This is a genomic window from Bacillus cereus group sp. TH152-1LC, assembly GCF_027710505.1.
Lineage (GTDB): Bacteria > Bacillota > Bacilli > Bacillales > Bacillaceae_G > Bacillus_A > Bacillus_A mobilis.
This window is the reverse complement of the sequence record NZ_JAQFNK010000001.1, coordinates 133926-152712: the sequence shown is the minus strand read 5'-3', so window position 1 is coordinate 152712 and position 18787 is coordinate 133926. Positions and strand designations below refer to the sequence as shown.

The following is an 18787-nucleotide window of genomic DNA, read 5'->3' as shown; positions in this document are numbered from 1 at the left end:
TCATTTGGAGAAGGTCTTGTGAAACACAATGGAAATTTATTCCATTGTGTTTTGGGAATTCGATGAAAAGTAATAAGATAGCATATCTTAAAGCGATTCTATTTCTCATACCTAGCAACATTGCAGATGTTTCGACAAAAATGTTTCACATGAAACATTTTTCGCGCGGAATATGTCGAGAAAAGAAAGGTGTTTGAAAATAATTGTTTATTAGTTTCATTTAATAACAAAACTTCTATTATTCTTTTAAAAACTTGTTTAAAAGATGAAGACATTGTTTCTTGCTATAATTCTATTCCGTATAACTAGCATTACCGCAGAAATTTCGTCAAAAAATGTTTCACATGAAACATTTTTAAATGAAACATGTCGATTACTGCTTCTTTTTCGGCTTTGCTCCTAATACTAGTGTAATAGCTTGTGAAACTTTTTTAACAGGAATCAATTGAATCTTTTTAGCAATTTTTTCTGCTCGTTCAAAGTTTTGCTCTGGCAATATGAAGTCCTTGAAACCATTTTTCTCGGCTTCCTTCACTAGCATTTCAATGTCTCTCACAGGACGAACCTCACCATTTAAACCAATCTCTCCAATAACACATGTTAGAGGGTTAATTACTACATCTCTTTCAGAGGAGGCGATAGCCATAGCCACGCCCAGGTCTGTTCCCGGTTCGTTTAACTTTAATCCACCGACTATGTTAAGGTAAACATCCTTTATTCCCAAAGGAATTCCGCATTTCTTCTCCAGAACTGCAATAAGAATATTAAACCTATCTTTCTCAAATCCTCGGCTTGTACGTCTAGGAATTGCATTTTCGTAAGAGGTTCCGGATACAAGAGCTTGTACTTCGATTAACATAGGTCTTTTTCCGCTTGTGCAGACTATTGTAGAGCCTGAATCATCGGAACTTCTATTTGCAATAAGGTATTCGGATGGATTAGAAATCTCCACCATTCCTTCTTGCTCCATTTTAAATACGCCTATTTCTTTTGTTGAACCCATACGATTCTTTTGAGCGCGGAGCAAGCGTAAATCCGTTGTAGGGTCTCCTTCGAGATAAAGAACTATATCTACAACGTGTTCTAATTTACGAGGTCCTGCAATGGAATCGTCTTTTGTAACATGCCCCACAATAAAAATAGCCGTTCCCGTCCGTTTTGCCACATTAACAAGTATTTTAGCGCAAGATTCAATTTGCTTGGTACTTCCTTGTGCGCCTTCAATCTCTGGGTTTCTTAAATGCTGAATAGAGTCTACTACTACAAATGCTGGCTTTAAATCCTCGATAGCAGTAAGTATTTCCACTAAATCTTCGGTATTGTACAAATAGAGTCTGTCACTATTTAATCCTAAACGCTTCGCTCTATCTTTAATTTGTATTTCATTTTCCTCACCAGAACAATATAAGGAATTCCCTACGTTTTCTGCTATTTTACCAGCTGCTTGGGTCAGCAAGGTCGATTTCCCTGTTCCGGGTTCAGCGGCAATTAATGTAACGGAGCCGTTCACGATTTTGCCCCCAAGAACACGGTCTAATTCATTTATTCCTGAGATGATTCCCGGATAATCATTTTCGTTTACTTCTGTCATACTTGTTGGTTTTCGGATTCCTCCACCCGCCATAACAGATGAAGAGATGCTTAAGTTAGCAAGTGGCTTTTCCTTGAACTCCACAAGGGTATTCCATGCCTCACAACTTACACATTGTCCTTGCCATTTCGGATGCTCCCAACCACAATCATTACACATATAGGTGATTTTGGCTTTTTTAGTTGCTTTCGCCAAGGTGGACACCTCCTTTTCAAATTCTGAATTTATTATATCTATTTAAAAAATGAAAAACACAAAATCCAGAAAATACTTTAGGGGAAATCCATAATTTTTCACCTGTACTGTGTTAATATGTTATTAATCTTAAAGAAAAGCATATCAGAAGGAGAATGTCTTTTTATTTAAACAAAAGGAGAGTAATGAGATGGAAACTATCTTCGGTAAAATCACAACACCATCCTCTTCCATTAAACAACTATTAGAACAAGCAGAACAAAACATTTTTGACCCTGCTACCATTTATGGACAAGCCTATTTAGTTGATATTGGAACAACGAGAACCGGTAAAATTCGTTTTAAGGGCGAAATTTTTGACGGAAATGATGAGGTTAAATTCCAAGCATTTTTAAATGCAGAAAAATATCCTGATGGTATATCCCTAAAATCAGGAGCCTATGTTGCGATGCAAGGCGAACTTATTAAGAACCAATATACTGGTTGGGATTGGGCACTTGAAGTAAACGCAGTAGTAAAAGTAGACCCACCTAAAATAGAGAAAGACCCAGCAGAATTACCTCGTGTAGAACTACAATCGTTTTTACAAATGAGTAAGATGAGAAGCGCTACATCTTATGATGATTATTTTGCTCGTTTATCAGCTCTTGGACATAAATATGGAGCTGTAACAGATATACATAGTGTTCAAGGATATCCGTCGGCATACTCGGCAGCCAAAAAGAATGGAGTCCAAATGATTTTCGGTACAACAGCTACTTTAGCTAGTGAAGATAATAAAGTTGTGTACGGAGAAGAACTATATATGCCTCTATTGGAACCTGTTTATGTCAGTTTTGACGTTGAAACAACAGGTTTATCAGCAGTTAATGACAGCATCATTGAAATTGGTGCAACGAAAATCCAGAATGGAAAAGTATTAGAACGTTATCAAGCTTTTGTACAAACAGATAAACCAATTTCTACTTTTACAACAGAATTAACGGGAATCACACAAGAACAAGTAGATAACGGAATTACTTTAGAGGAAGCAATCCGTAGATTTGATTCCTTTATTGAAGATGCTATTTTAATTGCTCACAATGCTACGTTCGATAGAGATTTTATTGTGGAATCTTATAAAAAATTGGGGTTAACTTTCCCTGAAAAGACCATTATTGATACATTAGAAATTGGACGTTCTCTAGAACCAGATTCTAAATCTAATCGATTAAATGTTGTAGCAAAACGTTATTTAAAACGTATTGAAGCATCTGTAAAAGAGTTAAAGGCTGAATTAAAAGCTCCAGAAAAGCTTATTAAGGATTACGAAAAGGACCAAAAAGCCAAAAAACCTAAGAATGAAATTAGCGAATTTGATTACCACCAAGCGAAATCATTGCAAGCCTCATTGAAAGATAAGATTACCCATTTGAACCAGCGTATCCTTGAACTTACTTTAGATAAACACCACAGAGCGGACCAGGATGCTGAAGTTACAGGTCATATCTTTACTGAAATGATTTATGAATTACAAGCGATGGGATATACAAGTATTTCTGAACTTAATAAACTTCTTGGTGATGATGTATTTAAACGTGCATTTGCTAAAGAAATTACTATCATTGCTACTAATGAAATTGGTAAAAAGAATCTATATAAAATTCTTTCTTTGAGCCATCAAAAATATTTACACCGTATTCCTCGCGTAACAAAAACAATGTTAAACGAACACCGTGAAGGAATTTTAATTGGTAGCGGTTCGCATGACGGTCCATTATTCGAATTAGTTGTTAATAAGCCTATTGAACAAGCGATGGAAGAGGCTAAATTCTATGATTTTCTAGAAATTCAACCATCAGATATTGCACAACATCTTGTTGCTGCTAATTCTATTTCTAGCAAGGAAGAAATTGAGACAGCTTGGAAAAAAATCTATGCAATCGGTAAAAAATTAGAAAAGCCGATTATTGCAACAGGTCATGTTCACTATTTAAATAATACTGAGAACGATACATTATTTCATAATGTTCTCCAGTATCATGAAGATAGCAAATTATCCATCAATCGCCGTAAAGGTAGAAAAGGCGTTGAACAAGTAGGAAGACACCTCCGTAACACACAAGAAATGATGGATTCTTTCCCTTGGTTAAGTCCAGAAGCGCAATATGAAGTGGTAGTGACAAATTCTAATTGGGTAGCAGAACAATGCGAAGCAATGTCTCCTGTTCCAGATAAACTTTATCCACCTAAGATTGACGGTGCAAATGAAGAATTACGTAATCTTGCTACGGAAACGGCACAATCTCTTTATGGCAATCCATTACCGGAGTATGTAAAAGCACGTTTGGATAAAGAATTGGATAGTATTATTGGTCATGGTTTCGGAGTTATTTATCTTATTTCTCAAAAACTAGTTAAAAATTCAAATGATAATGGATACCTGGTAGGTTCTCGTGGTTCTGTAGGTTCTTCTTTCGTTGCAACAATGACAGGAATTACAGAGGTTAATCCATTGAAGCCCCACTATGTATCAAAAACAAGTAAATGGCACGTTTTCTTTGACCATGAAGATATAGCTTCTGGTTATGACTTACCATTATATTTCGGCGAACTTCTTGATGAAAATAAATACTCAGAAAGTTGTCGTAAACATGTAATAGAAAAGATTGCTGAATCATTACATATGTCAGAGGAACAAGCAATTGAGGTTATGAAAAATCATATTCCAGATACTTGCCCTCTTACAGGACAAGAAGGTTTAATTCGTGATGGTCAGGATATTCCTTTCGAAACATTCTTAGGTTTCAAAGGAGATAAGGTACCGGATATAGATTTAAATTTTTCTGGAGAATATCAAACTACTTCTCATAAATACGTAGAAGAATTATTCGGTGAGAAATATGTATTCCGTGCAGGAACAATTGGTACTGTTGCAGATAAAAAAGCCTATGGTTACGTAGCATCTTATGGAGAAGAAAACGAACATAACTGGAGTCCTCTTCGCATAAATAGATTGAAAATGGGAATTGAAGGGGCAAAAAACACTTCTGGGCAGCATCCAGGTGGTATCCTTGTTGTTCCTGATTATATGGAACCTGAAGATTTTACTCCTGTACAATATCCAGCAGAAGATTCTTCTAAGGGAGTTCGAACAAGTCATTTTGATTTCCACTCTATCCATGACAACATTTTAAAATTAGATATTCTTGGTCATGATGACCCTACTATCATTCGTATGTTGCAGGACTTAACAGGTATTGACCCTAAAACTGTTGCTCCTAATAATGAAATGGCGTTAAAACTATTTACTGCACCAGAAGAAGCATTAGGTATTTCTATGAATGACATTGTTGCTGAAACAGGTACGTTAGGTGTTCCAGAGTTCGGTACAGAATTTGTTCAACAAATGATATTGGATACAAAACCAACAACATTTGCAGAATTAGTAAAAATTTCTGGTCTTTCTCATGGTACAGACGTATGGCTAGGCAATGCCAAGGACCTAATTGACCAGGGTGTATGTACCTTAAAATCAGTAATTGATACAAGGGATAACATCATGGTTTATCTTATGCAAAAGAGATTAGACCCTTCTTTATCATTTACAATTATGGAATCAGTACGTAAAGGTAAAGGTTTAACTGCGGATATGGAATCTGCAATGATAGAATACGAGGTTCCAGTGTGGTACTTAGAATCTTGTAAAAAGATAAAGTATATGTTCCCGAAGGCACACGCAGCAGCTTATGTACTATCAGCTATGCGTATTGCTAATTTTAAAGTCTTCCATCCAAAAGAGTTTTATGCTGCTGTACTTTCTGTTCGCTATAATGATGAAAATATTAGAGAACTTAACTTAGAACCAAAAGAATTAAAAGCAAAGATTAAAGAGTACGATGCAGAGATTAAAGTTTTAAATAATAAAGAACCAAATAAAGCTAACCGAATGAAACGTACTATGGGTGCAATGAAGCTTGTTCTTGAAGCAAAAGTTCGTGGTGTAGAATTTGGACCAGTTTCAATTGAAAACTCCCATGCAAGCAAATACATAATCAAAGATGGTGTGTTAATTCCTCCATTCGTAGGGATTGAGGGCTTAGGTTTAAATGCAGCAGAACTTATTCACGAAGAATTCCAAAAAGAACCCTTCAAATCTACTGAAGATATGAAAGTAAGAGGAATTAAACCATCTGTAATGGATAAACTACGAGATTTTAATTGTTTAGAAAAAATCGAAGATGTACAATATTATCTTTTCTAAAAAGAACTTGGTTAAAATGGGGAGATAATTTCTCCCCTCTTTTTGAAAGGTGGGAAAAAATATGATTCAATTCAAAATTATGAAAACAACATTTAAGAATGCTCTTGCGATATCTAAGAGAGCATTACCTAAAAAAGATGGTAAAACGTTTTTAGTTGGAAAAGGCAAAGAACTGTTTATTTTTACAAGGGGTGTAGGCTTAGAAGTCTTTGATTATGTTTCTTTAACAGAGGAAACTAAAGCGTTCGCAATTGAAATAGACCCTGCTCGAATCGATAAATGGCTTGATGGTGGTAACAGAGAATTAGTTTTCGAAATTAAACAGAATATGAAAAAGAAGGACAATCCTTATATTTTATATTCCGTAGAAAAGAAAAAATCAGAAGAAGTGGTAGCTTCACCTACCCCGGACAAATCATTTTTAGAAGTACGCCAATATCCATTCCAGGAATTCAACAATCAAGCAGCAATAATAAAATCTTGGTATGAAGCTAATAATACATTTCAAAATTCAGATAGAATTTATTCTAAATATGCGAAAATCACAGATATCAACTTTATGGTATTTGACCCTTTGTTTTTCTCAGCTTATTTTTATCACGAAAACTTTGGGATTGTAGATAGATATGGTCATGATGGTATTGCTGTACCACAAGAAGCAATAGATACCTTTGTTAAAACAGTTAAAAAGCCGAAAAGCTTACAACATTTTTTAACAGATAAAAGATTCTTAATTCGAGAAGAAGATACCATCTTCGCTATGAATTATTCAGCGGATATCAAATTCCCAGAACCTCGCACATTAGAAGTAATCGATAACGAAAAACATTCTTTCTTTGTCGATGCAACAGAGGTAAAAGAAGCCTTAAAAGGTTTTCCGAATGCTAAGGTAAGTAAACTGCGATTTAATTTTAATGGTACCCACTTAATAATTGGAACAGAGAATCCTGAATTTTCAGACGTGGAAATCCCGTGTACACACTCCATTTCTTGCAGTACGTTTACTCCTGCCGCTATTAAGTCTTTCTTCGAAGGATTAGAAGGCAATACAGAAATAACCTTTACCCGTTTCAATTCTAAAGTTTCGAAAAATGGATACTATTGGAAATATCAAGACAGAGAAAAAGCTAAAATCGTCCCTGGAATCAAAGAAGCTCCCGGATTTTAAAAAACGAACTAAAAAGGAAGGTCTCCCCTTCCTCTTTAGTTCGTTTTCTTATTTCTCTCAAAAATAAGGTTATGTCCAAATATTTGTTTTAAAACAATAACTAACTCTTTTCTCAAAATATCGTGTTCATCTATTACTTTTAGTTTTCTTGGAGAAGCATAGATACTTTGAACCACTATATTTTCTTGTTCATTCTCTGTTTCTAAAAATAAACAAATGTCATCTTCTTTAATCATAATATCTCCATTTTCTTGTGTTTCAATGATAATTTCTTCCGCTTTAAATGGTTGAGCATCCATAAAATCTATTAGAGATTCTAATGTTTCTGTAGGTTCTGTTGCATCTGAAAAACATTCATACTCTTCTGTTAAATATTTCAAATATTTGTTTTTGATATCATTCATACGAAACATCATAAATCCATCAATGTAAAATTCTTTGATTTCTTCCGAATTAATATATTCATCAACTATTTCACGGATTCTTTTACGCCACATTTCCTCATATTCATGAGGAATAAACATAAGAAAAGACTCTATTTCACTATTATCATCTTCGGTTGAAGGAAAAAGCTTTTTCAAAGCCTCTTGTTTGATTTCAAAAAACATATATCTAGTCATAACATCTACAACCCTATCTGCCGAAGTGAATTCAAATTCATCCTCATTGATTTTTGTTCCTTCATAACCAAGATACTTTAATAATGCTTCATCTTCGCTATACACTTTAATTGTAAACATTTGCATTATTTCACCCCTATCCACAATTCCACTTTCCGAGGATATCCCCTTTTAAACGTCAAAAAAGACACAACAAAACTCTTTTGTGTGCCTAGCTTTTTATGTGAAATTATGAATTTGGTCCATTTATGTTGTTACTTTGTTCCTTAGAATTAATTTTCTTCCATGACGTTCTAAAAACTCGAAATACTGTTTAGGAGACATGGATTTTTTCTCTTTATTGTGCATTTTACAAGCCGAAGCTAGATTTCTCTCATCGTTATCTCCATGATGCAGTAATGACCTTTTATGGTCTAATGTTAATTGCTTTCTTCTTCTTTTTGGTGTAAATCCAAATTCAAATTCGCAATAAATACATTTATATTGATAGCGATGAAATACTTTTTTTGCGTACGTAGAATAATTCAATGTTATTTCATCTCTTAACTTCATTCTTTCATTGTATAAAAACTTGAAAAATTCTCTGTGGTTCATGTACTTTTTTTTATTAGCACATTTTTTACAAGCAATTACTTTGTTATGTAAAGGTTCTATATAGCCATCCCACGTATGGTCCTTAGTAACCACGCAAAGTTTATCTAATTCGAATTTATCTTGGCAATATGTGCAACAACCTTTATTTCGTCTATAAAGGTAATCTTTTATTGATTGATTTCTTCTTCTTTTAGGTACGAATACTTTTTTGTTTTTTCCATCCTTTTTAGTTACAGATGGATTTTTCTTTGTTGTCATTTCTTTTTCGCTCCTTTCATTCACTAGATTAGATATATATTCTATTCAAAGTGCATGTTGTTCCCGTTTCAGTGTTTTAATTATAGCATTTAAAATTCTGAATTTGCCCTGCTTTGCTATTTATTTTGTTTTAATAACATTTTTAAATTCAGAATCTAACCAAGGGACATCGTTTGTTTTTCTCCAAGTGGTGACTTTAGGCGAAAATAGGATTAATTCCTCGATAGGCTAAGTGATGAATCAATTCTCCCCCTCTCAATGATATAAATTAAAATGAAAAAACGGACTCTCTTCAAAGAAGAAAATCCGTTTTCATTATCGTATTCATTGTTTTTAATTACTTATGACCAATTACTTTATCTACTAAACCATATTCAACTGCTTCGATACCATCTAAGTAATAGTCTCTCTCGCAATCATTTGCCACCTTTTCAAATGGTTGACCACTATTTTGAGCTAATACTTCTGTTAATTTTTTCTTCATTTTGATGATTCGATTTGCAGCGATTTCGATTTCTGTTGCTTGACCTTGTGCGCCGCCTAATGGTTGGTGAATCATAACTTCACTATTTGGAAGTACAAAACGTTTCCCTTTTGCACCAGAAGATAACAAGAATGCACCCATTGATGCACACATACCCATACCGATTGTTTGAACATCTGGTTTAATTAGGTTCATTGTGTCGTAAATTGCCATACCAGCAGTAACAGAACCGCCAGGGCTATTAATGTACATTTTTATATCTTTTTCAGGGTCTTCAGATGCTAAAAACAATAATTGACCTACAATACTATTAGCTACTGCATCATCAATTGCTGTTCCTAAAATAATTATTCTATCTTTCAATAAACGAGAGTATAAATCATAGGAGCGTTCTCCCCCTCTACCCTGCTCAATAACATAAGGGATATATCCATTCATTACGTCCATTTGCGCTTCCTCCGAATCATTATAAGTTTCTGTATTTCTACATGAAATTTTATAAAAAAAAGCGAAAAAACCTTTTTATGTATATTCAAAAGGGATTTTAGAAAAGAGCTATAATAATTATTAAAAACGAAGCACAATTGAGGTGGACAAAGAATGATAGCGATAATCCTTATGGCAGTATTAGCAGTATTTATGTTTATGACGAATTACATGAAGCTGGTTGGCATCCGTCTTTTAAAAAAGGGAAAAGTTCATGGCATTTTTGTAATTATGACGATGAAAATCTTATTTTGGTTAAGTATCTTAGAGATTGTATATATATGGGCACCAAAGTTTATAATTTACGCTCTACCCGTAGTTTTCATAATATTCCTTGTATATGTATTCTTAGAAAAAAATTTATTTTACAAAGCAATTAAAGGAAGCAAAGAAGAAGAAGCCATTATAAAATAATAGCTTCTTTTTTTATTAATTATTGTTTTTAGTAGGTCTTTTTTTGTAGATTCCTCTTTTTTTGTCCTGTTGTTTTTGGATTTGACGAAGATTTTCAGTGCTTTCTTTTAAGAAACTTTGAATTCTTTCTTCAAAAGAAACTTTTTTGTCTTCTTTTTGGACAGTATTTTTCATAGATACAAATGTCTTTCCATCTTTTTTGTCGATGAGTGTAACTTGTATCTCTTGTCCTATTTTCAATACATCTCCTACTTGTTTTACATACTTATTACTAATTTCAGAAATATGTAAGAACGCGCTATCTTTTCTATCGAATTCTACGATAGCGCCAGCACCAATGATTTTTACAACCTTAACTGTCAAAGTGTCCCCAATAGGTCTATTAGTCATAAATTTATCGAATAGCATCTTATAGAGATATTACCGTGAACTATATCCCCTTTTACAGATGCCAACTACCTCCCTTCAGTTTTAAGTAACGTATAATTTCAAAAAGGATTAAGTAAAAAGAAAATTTTTCTTTTAAAAGGAATTGCCAGTTTTAGCGAATATTCCATAATTGAGAGGTGATATTATTGAAAAGTAAAAAAATGATTTTAGCAGTCTTTTTAGGATTACTCGCTTCTGCTGCCGCTCTCATTTCTGCCTTGTTTATGTTACAACAACTTAAAAGTGTTTCAGCCCTTCCAAAGGAAGTTGATAATTTAAGAAAGTCAATTGAGGCTATTAGTGTAGATGTTGATGTATCTCCACTAAATAAAAGAATTGATGACGTTGTAAAACATGTCAATGAACTTGGTTCTACTGTTGAAAGTATGAGGGCTAATGAATTAGCAACTATTCAACCGAATAATCAATCGAATATTCAACAACCGAATATTCAACAACCAAATACGCAACAACCGAATAATCAAACAAATATTCAACCGAATAATCCTGTAACGCCATCAACTCCAATAACACCACCTAATAAGCCTGTTGAACCTAACAAGCCTATTAAAAATAAAGAAGTTGAAAAACCAAAAGAACAACAAAAACCGAAGGAACATAAAACAACTCAAACTACAAATCGTTTGAATTTACGTAGCAAACCTGGTTTGAAAACTCCTGTCGTTAAAGTTACTTCTAACGGCGAAAAACTAACAATTGTCGGCGAACCTGTAGAGAAAGATGGGTATAAGTGGATTGAAGTAAAAGACAGCAAAGGTAATACTGGTTGGGTAGTACAAAAATATACACATTAAGAGCGATGATTCGCTCTTTTTTTCTTTTCTAGACAGGCAATTGCTCTTTTTTTTAAAAAGATGATTATTATAGGTTTCGTTGTAAAGATAAAGAGAACATGAAATCAAACTAGTGATTTGATATAGAAAGGAAGGTAAAAGGTTAGATTGTTGCCAAACTATCCTTTATAAGAACAATGAAGAGAATCAGTATTTTTAATAATTACTCCAATAATCATCAAAACCGCAGAAATCGAGTGGCAAAGCAATTAAAAGAAGCTGGCTTCACCCCTATGTCTAACGGTGACATAATAGTTGTAATTGGAGGAGATGGAACTTTTCTATCTGCTGTAAAAGACCGGTATAAAGAAAACCCCCTCTTCGTGGGTTTAAACGGTGGGAATTTAGGGTTCTTTTCTGAATTTCCATATTCAGATTCCAAAAAATTGATTCAAATGTTGGCTCAAGGTCAATATGAGGTAGTTGAATACCCTATCTACGAGGTAGAAATAACACAAAGAAATGGAATCACACACAGAGATATCTTTTTTAATGATATTAGTGTAGAACGAATTGGGACAAAAATAATCCATATGGAAACCACAATTAATAAAACGAGTAAATTGAATTTTTCTGCGGATGGAATTGTTGTTTCCACGGCATTAGGTTCTGGTGCTTATAATATGGCAGCTGCTGGTGCGGTCTCTATGGAATTAACACCTACTATTCAAATTACTACAGTAGCGCAGCAACGAAATAAAATTTATCGAAGCGCTCTTAATCCAATTCTATTAAATGAAACTTCCCTTGTAGAAATAGCACCAGAAAACAAGAAAAAGCGTCCATTTAGAGTAGTTGCAGATGGTCGAGAACTGAAAACAAGAAACCCTCAAAAGGTTACTATTTATAAATCTAATAAAACTTTTAAAGTAATACGTAGCAAATCATTTAATTATTCTAGTCATGTTATTGATAAACTTTTTTAAAAAGTTTTAACACAATTTATTTTTATGCATTACCATCTAACAAATTAGGAATCCCTTTTCGTTAGATGGAGGTGCAGAATAATGACTACACGTTTAGAATTTTGTAAAAGAGAAATTGTGAAGCATCAAGAAGAAAGTCATAAACTTAATAAATTGGTTCAAGAGCTAAACAACTTATTGCCAACTTATAAAGAAAAGGTTGCTTTCCAAGAATTTGTTCGCGAATTAAAGCAAACAAATCAAAGTGCTTAGGATACAATATATGAAAACTAAATATTGTATTTCTAGGAATAAAGCAACTTAAGTAGAAAAGTATCTAGATGAGAGGTACTTTTCTTTTTTATATCAGAAAGGAAACAATGAATGAAAAGAAAACAACCAAATCTCAAAAAAGCATTACGCAAATTGTTTTATATCACTATTTTAATTGGGATTATTTCAGTTATTGCTATTAAAGATACTGATGCTTTCTCAAAAAATAAGGAACAAGAAGTTAGTTATCGTGAATTTTTAACAGTAATAGAAAAAAACAAATCTGAAAAATTAGGAATTATTGAAATGTCAGAAGGAAAAATTTATCTAACTATTGGAGATAAAGAAAAAGATAAAAAACATCTTATAAAATATGTCACTCAAGCAAATCCTAATGATAGCGGTATTTCAGATTTAATAAAAAAATATGATATCAAATACGCATATGTAGTACCAGTAAATATGATTGGTACAATATTCAATTTACTTTTCTATGGCTTATTAATAGTAATGTTTTGGTCTTTTATTATGCCTATGATAAGGTCCAAAAATTCTGGTTCCGAATCTTCAGGAGCAAAGGATAGTATTCCTAAAATTACTTTTGATGAGATTGGTGGATTAAGCGAAGAAGTAAAAAATGAGATTCTTCAAACTCAAAAACTGATAAAAAATCCTGAAAAAGCAAAAGCTTTAGGATTAAAACCATCAAAAGGAATTTTACTTTACGGACCATCTGGTACAGGTAAAACACTTATTGCTAAAGCCATAGCCACTAGTTTCGAGGCTGAATTTATCGCAACAAGTGGTTCGAATTTTGTTGAAATGTTTGCCGGCTTAGGTGCAAAAAGAGCCAGAGATTTATTCCAAAAAGCAAAGAAAAACGCACCTGCTGTTATTTTCATTGATGAAATTGATGCAATAGGTAAAAAACGTTCAAATAACGGAGCATACAGCAATGATGAAAGAGAACAAACATTGAATCAAATACTAGTTTTATTGGATGGCGTTGAATCTACGGAGAATATATTTGTAGTAGCTGCTACAAATAGATTGGACATTCTTGATGATGCTTTATTACGTCCAGGAAGATTTGATTACAAAATTAAGATTGATTTACCAGATATCGAAGGAAGAAAAGAAATTATTGCAATTCACACAAAAAATAAACCATTAGATGAAGAAGTTACATCTAGATTAAGCGAAATTGCCGAGAGTACCTCTGGATATTCAGGTGCGGACATTGAATCATTATTTGAAAGCGCTGGATATCATGCATTTACTAAAGGACAAGATAAAATTACAATGGATGACATTAACTACGGTATAGACCGCGTTGTTGTTGGAAATGCAGGAAGAAAAATAAAAGATAAAGCTACAAAAGAACGTGTTGCTTATCACGAAGCTGGACACGCTGCTGTTTCAGCACTTCTTTTCCCGAATAGCATCAGAAAGGCTACAATTGTCCCTAGAGGTGATGCTTTAGGATTTGTAGCTCAAATACCTAAGGAAGGCTTATTGCCTCGTGAACAACTCCTAAACCACTTAAAAATGATAGTGGCTGGAGGTGTAACTGAAAAAATGATTTTCGGTTCGCACTCTACTGGAGTTTCAGATGACTTTAGAAAAGCAAAAGAAATAATTGAAAAAATGGTTTCTGATTGGGGTATGGGAGAAAAAGATTTGGTTCCTAGTTTTTCAGATAAAGATAAAGAGAAACAAATGGAATCAATTTATGTGCAAGTAATAAAAGATACGGAAAACTTGTTGCAAGAAAACAACGAGTATTTACACGCAGTTGCTGAGTTACTATTAAGAAAAGAAACTGTTGACGGAATCGAAATTGAAAACTTGAAAACCCAGCAGAAAACATATGAAATTGATAGTATAGAAGAAGTATAGAATGAATATATAAAGCGTATATACCTATTATGTAACGTTTTTATAACGTGTATATAAATTATATATAACCAATGTATAACGTATTTATACTTTGTATATACACGTTATATAATTAGTATGTATTTGTGTATTTTTATGTTTGTTTCTATGTTTTATATAGCAAACAGAAGCCGAAAAACAAAAGCACCTCGAAAGGGGTGCTTTTCATTTTTTTGATTTTAAAGGTTTCTAGTCTTTAGCCAGAAAAATTGAGAATATCAAACACACAATAAGAATATGTGTCTGATATTTCTAAAACAAAGGATGATTTGCGAATGCATCTAGCTCTTATATCGAGTATTATTGCGATTTGTATGGCTATGGGTGTCATGTTTATTCGTTTGAAAGCAGCAAAGAAGCCAGCAACTTTAAAGAAAATTGTGCTTCCACCAATCTTTATGAGCACTGGAGCATTTATGTATCTTCTTCCGGAATTTCGTTTAACAACATCAGAAATAATAGAAGCAGTTTTGGTAGGGTTGTTTTTTTCTATTTTTCTTATTAAAACATCAAAATTTGAAATACGAGAACAAGATATTTATTTACAACGTTCTAAGGCGTTTATCTTTATTTTGATTGGTTTAATTGTTGTTCGTCTTGCGTTTAAATCGTATCTTAGTCAGACAATTCATTTAGGACAGTTAAGCGGAATGTTTTTCCTGCTTTCTTTTTCAATGATTGTATCTTGGCGCATTGCAATGTATCGTTCGTTTATGAAATTGAAAAAGGAAATGGTAATGGAAAAACAAGATGATTCTCATAACTGATGAATTATAAAGGACTAAAACAAATAAAAAACATCGCCGGAAAAAGCGATGTTTTTTACTTAAGTATTTTTTTCAATGATGAAACTAAGATATCTGATGTTACATGTAGAGCACTGGAAAGAACGATTCCAAGGGCTGTGAACCACAGACTATAATAATCCTCTTTGTAGTGTTCTAATACCCATTCATACAGCGAAAACACATTTGTAGAATCCAATAGCATTACAAGTATTAAAATCAAAGAAAGAGCCAATTGTGAGTTGTTTTTTACTCCATATTTCACAAGTGAAATTATAGATATCACTAAGATGATTATAAATACACCAATTGACCAATCATGTTTAGAAAAATATAGTTTATATAATGGCTTTATAATGGAATTTACTAAGAACGTAGGAATATAAAACATTAGCATTAACCATCCCATTAAATAAGCGATTCTAATAATATCCCCAATAATAATTCCATGTGTAAACACAGAACGGTGAGGGAATGTACGTTGATATGGAATCCATATGAATTTGAAAATTCCCCATCTCCTAAAAGATTTACCTCTTGTATCTAAATCTGGGTCCAAAAATAATGTCCCAAATACAAATCCTATAGAAAATATGAAGGCATATTTAAAAGAACCAAATCCTGATAGAACAAGCAAAAGGAGAAAAGCGGGAAGAAACAGGAAATTTATTTTATTATGCGTACTTCCTGAAGGCATACATTTCCCACCTTTCTTTAATTACAAACTTAATTCTTTTTTCATTATTTCTTCGAATTCTTCTTGATGTTGATAGCCTTTATTACGAATTCGTTGAATCGTATTATCAACTGATTTCTTTTTACGTTTCATTTCGTGAGCGATTTCTTTCCAAGTTAAACCGTCAGTATTCATATAACTAAACTTCACTTGTATATCCAACAGAACTTGTTCTTTTGTCATTTCTTTTAGAATTTGTAAGTCTAAGTTTAAAACTTTATCTGTGATTTCTTCATCATCATAGATAATTGTGTCGTGTACAAACACAGAGATAATACTTACTAGCTCTTTTTCAATTGCTTTTTTAAGCTTTTTGAGGTTTTTTTGATAGACTTCATTTTCTATATTCAATTGAGCTAGTTCTTTTAGCTTAGTTAGCTCTTGTAACATTTCTTTGTGTGATTCCTTATGTAACACATTTGAAATTGGTTGTAGGATTACATCCATAATTGTTTCAGAGCACCACTTCTTACTATCTGTTAGATGAAGCTCAAACTCTAGCTCCTTAATATGTGTAATCATTAATTCCACAACATTTTCCTTGTTGGATTCATCGTGCATAATTGTTTGAATCACCAATTCCTCTAGAAGGGACGAAATTTCTGAAACTGCTTTTTTGGTTAATTGTTTATGTAGTGATTCAATAGCAGTTTTATAAGCTTCGTAAAGTTTAATCGAGCTTGAAACTTCTTCATAGTTCATTCCATCAAAATTAATTTGTTTTTTCTTTTTGATGAGCTCATAAGCAATCTCTTCATATGTATATCCATCAACATAGAAATCTAGAACTTCTTGTTCGTTTTCTGTTAACTTTTCACGGATTTCAACATATGTACCTTGGTCTTCAATTACTTTTTCAGGGGATGACGTAGTTCCCTCTAGTAACTCTTCGAAAGTCGTTTCATTATTATTATTTACTGGCATATTATAACTAAAGCTCTCATTCAAGGCGCGGTTGCGATAGTTCTTAGAACGATTCATTAAAGTTCCTAAATGCCTTTGAATGACATAATGGGAGAAGTCCTTAAATTTCGTTCTGCGCTCAATTTTATAAACCTCAATAGCTTTAAGGAAGCCCATGAAGGCTTCTTGAATCAAATCTTCTTTTTCTTGCCCTTTGAAATAATAACGCTTATCCACTCTATTAATAATTCGTTCAATAATAGATTCGTAATTTTCCGTTAAAATATCTCTTTCTAAACGTCCATTACGTTGCGCTCCAATAACTAAAAACTCATCCGGAGCTTTTGCCAGGTTTTTCCCGTATCTATTTTTTAATTCTTCATAAGCTTTTACAGAACCAGCTTCTAAAAGCACATTGAGAACCTTTTCATCTAACTCTACTACGGATTCAAATGCTCCAAATCGTAAAAAGTAAGATGGGAATAGTAATTTTGAATTATTATGGAGACCCACAAGGTTCTCGCTCGAACAAGTGCTTTCTGAAATTTCATAATCACTCTTAGTTTCTTTTGAATTTTCTAGTAAAAATAAGTCATCTATATTGTATTTCGATAAAAATGCAGATAAGGACATGGATTTTCCCCCACAACTATTAATATTTAAATTCATTATAGATTTTTTCAAATCTAAAAAAAGTAAATTCCGGATTTTTTTTCTGAATTCAACAAGGTTATTTTTCCCAAAAAACTAACATTCCGAAATTTAATAGAGGAATTATAAGTTTTTTTGTTAAGAATATACTGGAATCGTTTTTCTATTTTGTTGAAAAACAGTTCATTCTCATTTTTGATGGAATGATACTTTTTACAACTCATTCAAATGGAAAAACATTATTCGTTAGCAAGAAGTTGTACTTTTAGGGGGAAATAACATGAAAGTTGGATTAATTGGATTAGGTAAAATGGGGTTAAACCTTGGAATGAACCTAATTGATAATAAACATGATGTAATTGGTTTTGATTTAAATCAAGCAGCAGTACAGGAATTAAAGGCATATGGTGGAGAAGGAACTACAGACTTAAATGCACTTGTAGGGTCTTTAAACTCTCCAAGAGTATTATGGGTTATGGTTCCGCATCAGGTTGTAGATACGGTACTAGCGCAAATTAAACCTCTTTTAAACGAGGGTGACATTGTTATTGAAGCGGGTAATTCTCATTACAAAGAATCTATTCGTCGTTATAACGATTTCAAAACAGCTGGTATTCATTACTTAGATGCTGGTACATCTGGCGGTATGTCAGGCGCTCGTAATGGTGCTTGCTTCATGGTTGGCGGAGATAAAGAAGCATGGGATATTGTAGAACCTATTTTCCGCGACACAGCAGTTAAAGATGGATATCTTTACACAGGAGCAGCTGGTAGCGGACACTACACAAAAATGGTCCACAATGGTATCGAGTATGGAATGATGGCTGCAATTGGAGAAGGCTTCGAAGTATTAGCTGAATCTCAATATGACTTCGATTATGAAGCTGTAGCAAAATTATGGAATAATGGTTCTGTAATTCGTTCTTGGCTAATGGAACTAACTCAAGATGCATTTAACAAAGATGCAAAACTTGATGGTATCAGAGGTGTAATGCACTCTTCTGGTGAAGGTAAATGGACAATCGAAGAAGCTCTTGACCTACAAGTAGCTACACCGGTTATTGCTGCAAGCTTACTAAGCCGTTACACTTCTCTTAAGGGCGACAATACTTTCAATGGTAAAGTTGTAGCTGCACTACGTAACGAATTCGGCGGACATGCTGTCGAAAAGAAATAAATAATAAGAACTAGAAAAAGCAGTTGATATATAATCAACTGCTTTTGTTTTGTATTTTCACTTTAAAATTGTATTGTTTACTA

The 18787-nt window shown here is 33.2% G+C and carries 15 protein-coding genes and 1 pseudogene; 9 read left to right on the top strand and 7 right to left on the bottom strand.

Annotated elements, in window-relative coordinates; translation table 11 throughout:
- Positions 1-373 precede the first annotated feature (373 nt).
- A complete protein-coding gene (gene radA, locus PDL00_RS00780; RefSeq protein WP_270725427.1) occupies positions 374-1786 on the bottom strand; it encodes a DNA repair protein RadA in 1413 nt (470 codons plus the stop codon).
- 598 nt (positions 1787-2384) lie between these two features.
- On the opposite strand from radA, the pseudogene PDL00_RS00775 reads away from it, so the two are divergent.
- Positions 2385-6029 (top strand): annotated as a pseudogene (locus tag PDL00_RS00775) (exonuclease domain-containing protein); the annotation flags it as partial.
- A gap of 61 nt (positions 6030-6090) precedes the next feature.
- Entirely contained in the window at positions 6091-7197 is a 1107-nt protein-coding gene (locus PDL00_RS00770; protein WP_270725423.1) for a hypothetical protein, read from the top strand.
- Positions 7198-7232: 35 nt separating this feature from the next.
- On the opposite strand, the gene PDL00_RS00765 is transcribed toward PDL00_RS00770, so the two are convergent.
- The 3 genes from PDL00_RS00765 to clpP form a co-directional block, all read right to left on the bottom strand.
- The gene (locus PDL00_RS00765) at positions 7233-7943 is read right to left on the bottom strand and encodes a hypothetical protein (protein ID WP_098517606.1); all 711 of its coding nucleotides are present in this window, start codon (positions 7941-7943) and stop codon (positions 7233-7235) included.
- 120 nt (positions 7944-8063) lie between these two features.
- Positions 8064-8669, bottom strand: a complete 606-nt coding sequence (locus PDL00_RS00760) for an HNH endonuclease (protein ID WP_270725419.1) — start codon at positions 8667-8669, stop codon at positions 8064-8066.
- A 337-nt stretch (positions 8670-9006) separates the two neighbouring features.
- Positions 9007-9600 (bottom strand): ATP-dependent Clp endopeptidase proteolytic subunit ClpP, encoded by a 594-nt coding sequence (clpP, locus tag PDL00_RS00755; RefSeq protein WP_170953126.1) that lies wholly within the window; start codon positions 9598-9600, stop codon positions 9007-9009.
- A gap of 153 nt (positions 9601-9753) precedes the next feature.
- Between clpP and PDL00_RS00750 the strand changes: the two genes are divergently transcribed.
- Positions 9754-10053, top strand: coding sequence for a hypothetical protein (locus tag PDL00_RS00750; RefSeq protein WP_098007088.1), 300 nt, complete (start codon positions 9754-9756; stop codon positions 10051-10053).
- 15 nt (positions 10054-10068) lie between these two features.
- Here PDL00_RS00750 and PDL00_RS00745 read toward each other — a convergent pair whose 3' ends face one another.
- Positions 10069-10416, bottom strand: a complete 348-nt coding sequence (locus PDL00_RS00745) for a S1 RNA-binding domain-containing protein (protein ID WP_176543824.1) — start codon at positions 10414-10416, stop codon at positions 10069-10071.
- Positions 10417-10628: 212 nt separating this feature from the next.
- Between PDL00_RS00745 and PDL00_RS00740 the strand changes: the two genes are divergently transcribed.
- The 5 genes from PDL00_RS00740 to PDL00_RS00720 all read left to right on the top strand — a co-directional run bounded on the left by PDL00_RS00740 (position 10629) and on the right by PDL00_RS00720 (position 15219).
- A complete protein-coding gene (locus PDL00_RS00740; protein WP_098517608.1) occupies positions 10629-11297 on the top strand; it encodes an SH3 domain-containing protein in 669 nt (222 codons plus the stop codon).
- Positions 11298-11533: 236 nt separating this feature from the next.
- Positions 11534-12262 carry an NAD(+)/NADH kinase gene (locus tag PDL00_RS00735; protein WP_270725412.1) on the top strand — a complete coding sequence of 243 codons (729 nt, stop codon included), beginning with the start codon at positions 11534-11536 and terminating at the stop codon, positions 12260-12262.
- 81 nt (positions 12263-12343) lie between these two features.
- Complete coding sequence (locus PDL00_RS00730) at positions 12344-12514, top strand: hypothetical protein (RefSeq protein WP_176543822.1); 171 nt, start codon at positions 12344-12346, stop codon at positions 12512-12514.
- A gap of 111 nt (positions 12515-12625) precedes the next feature.
- On the top strand, positions 12626-14413 hold the full coding sequence (locus PDL00_RS00725; protein WP_270725408.1) for an AAA family ATPase: 1788 nt from the start codon (positions 12626-12628) through the stop codon (positions 14411-14413).
- 314 nt (positions 14414-14727) lie between these two features.
- Complete coding sequence (locus PDL00_RS00720) at positions 14728-15219, top strand: CcdC family protein (protein ID WP_270725406.1); 492 nt, start codon at positions 14728-14730, stop codon at positions 15217-15219.
- A gap of 55 nt (positions 15220-15274) precedes the next feature.
- On the opposite strand, the gene PDL00_RS00715 is transcribed toward PDL00_RS00720, so the two are convergent.
- On the bottom strand, positions 15275-15934 hold the full coding sequence (locus tag PDL00_RS00715) for a DUF2227 family putative metal-binding protein (protein ID WP_270725404.1): 660 nt from the start codon (positions 15932-15934) through the stop codon (positions 15275-15277).
- 21 nt (positions 15935-15955) lie between these two features.
- Positions 15956-17509 carry a sigma factor gene (locus PDL00_RS00710; RefSeq protein WP_170953078.1) on the bottom strand — a complete coding sequence of 518 codons (1554 nt, stop codon included), beginning with the start codon at positions 17507-17509 and terminating at the stop codon, positions 15956-15958.
- A gap of 298 nt (positions 17510-17807) precedes the next feature.
- Here PDL00_RS00710 and gnd point away from each other — a divergent pair, with 298 nt between their 5' ends.
- A complete protein-coding gene (gnd, locus tag PDL00_RS00705) occupies positions 17808-18704 on the top strand; it encodes a phosphogluconate dehydrogenase (NAD(+)-dependent, decarboxylating) (protein ID WP_270725401.1) in 897 nt (298 codons plus the stop codon).
- Positions 18705-18787 lie beyond the last annotated feature (83 nt).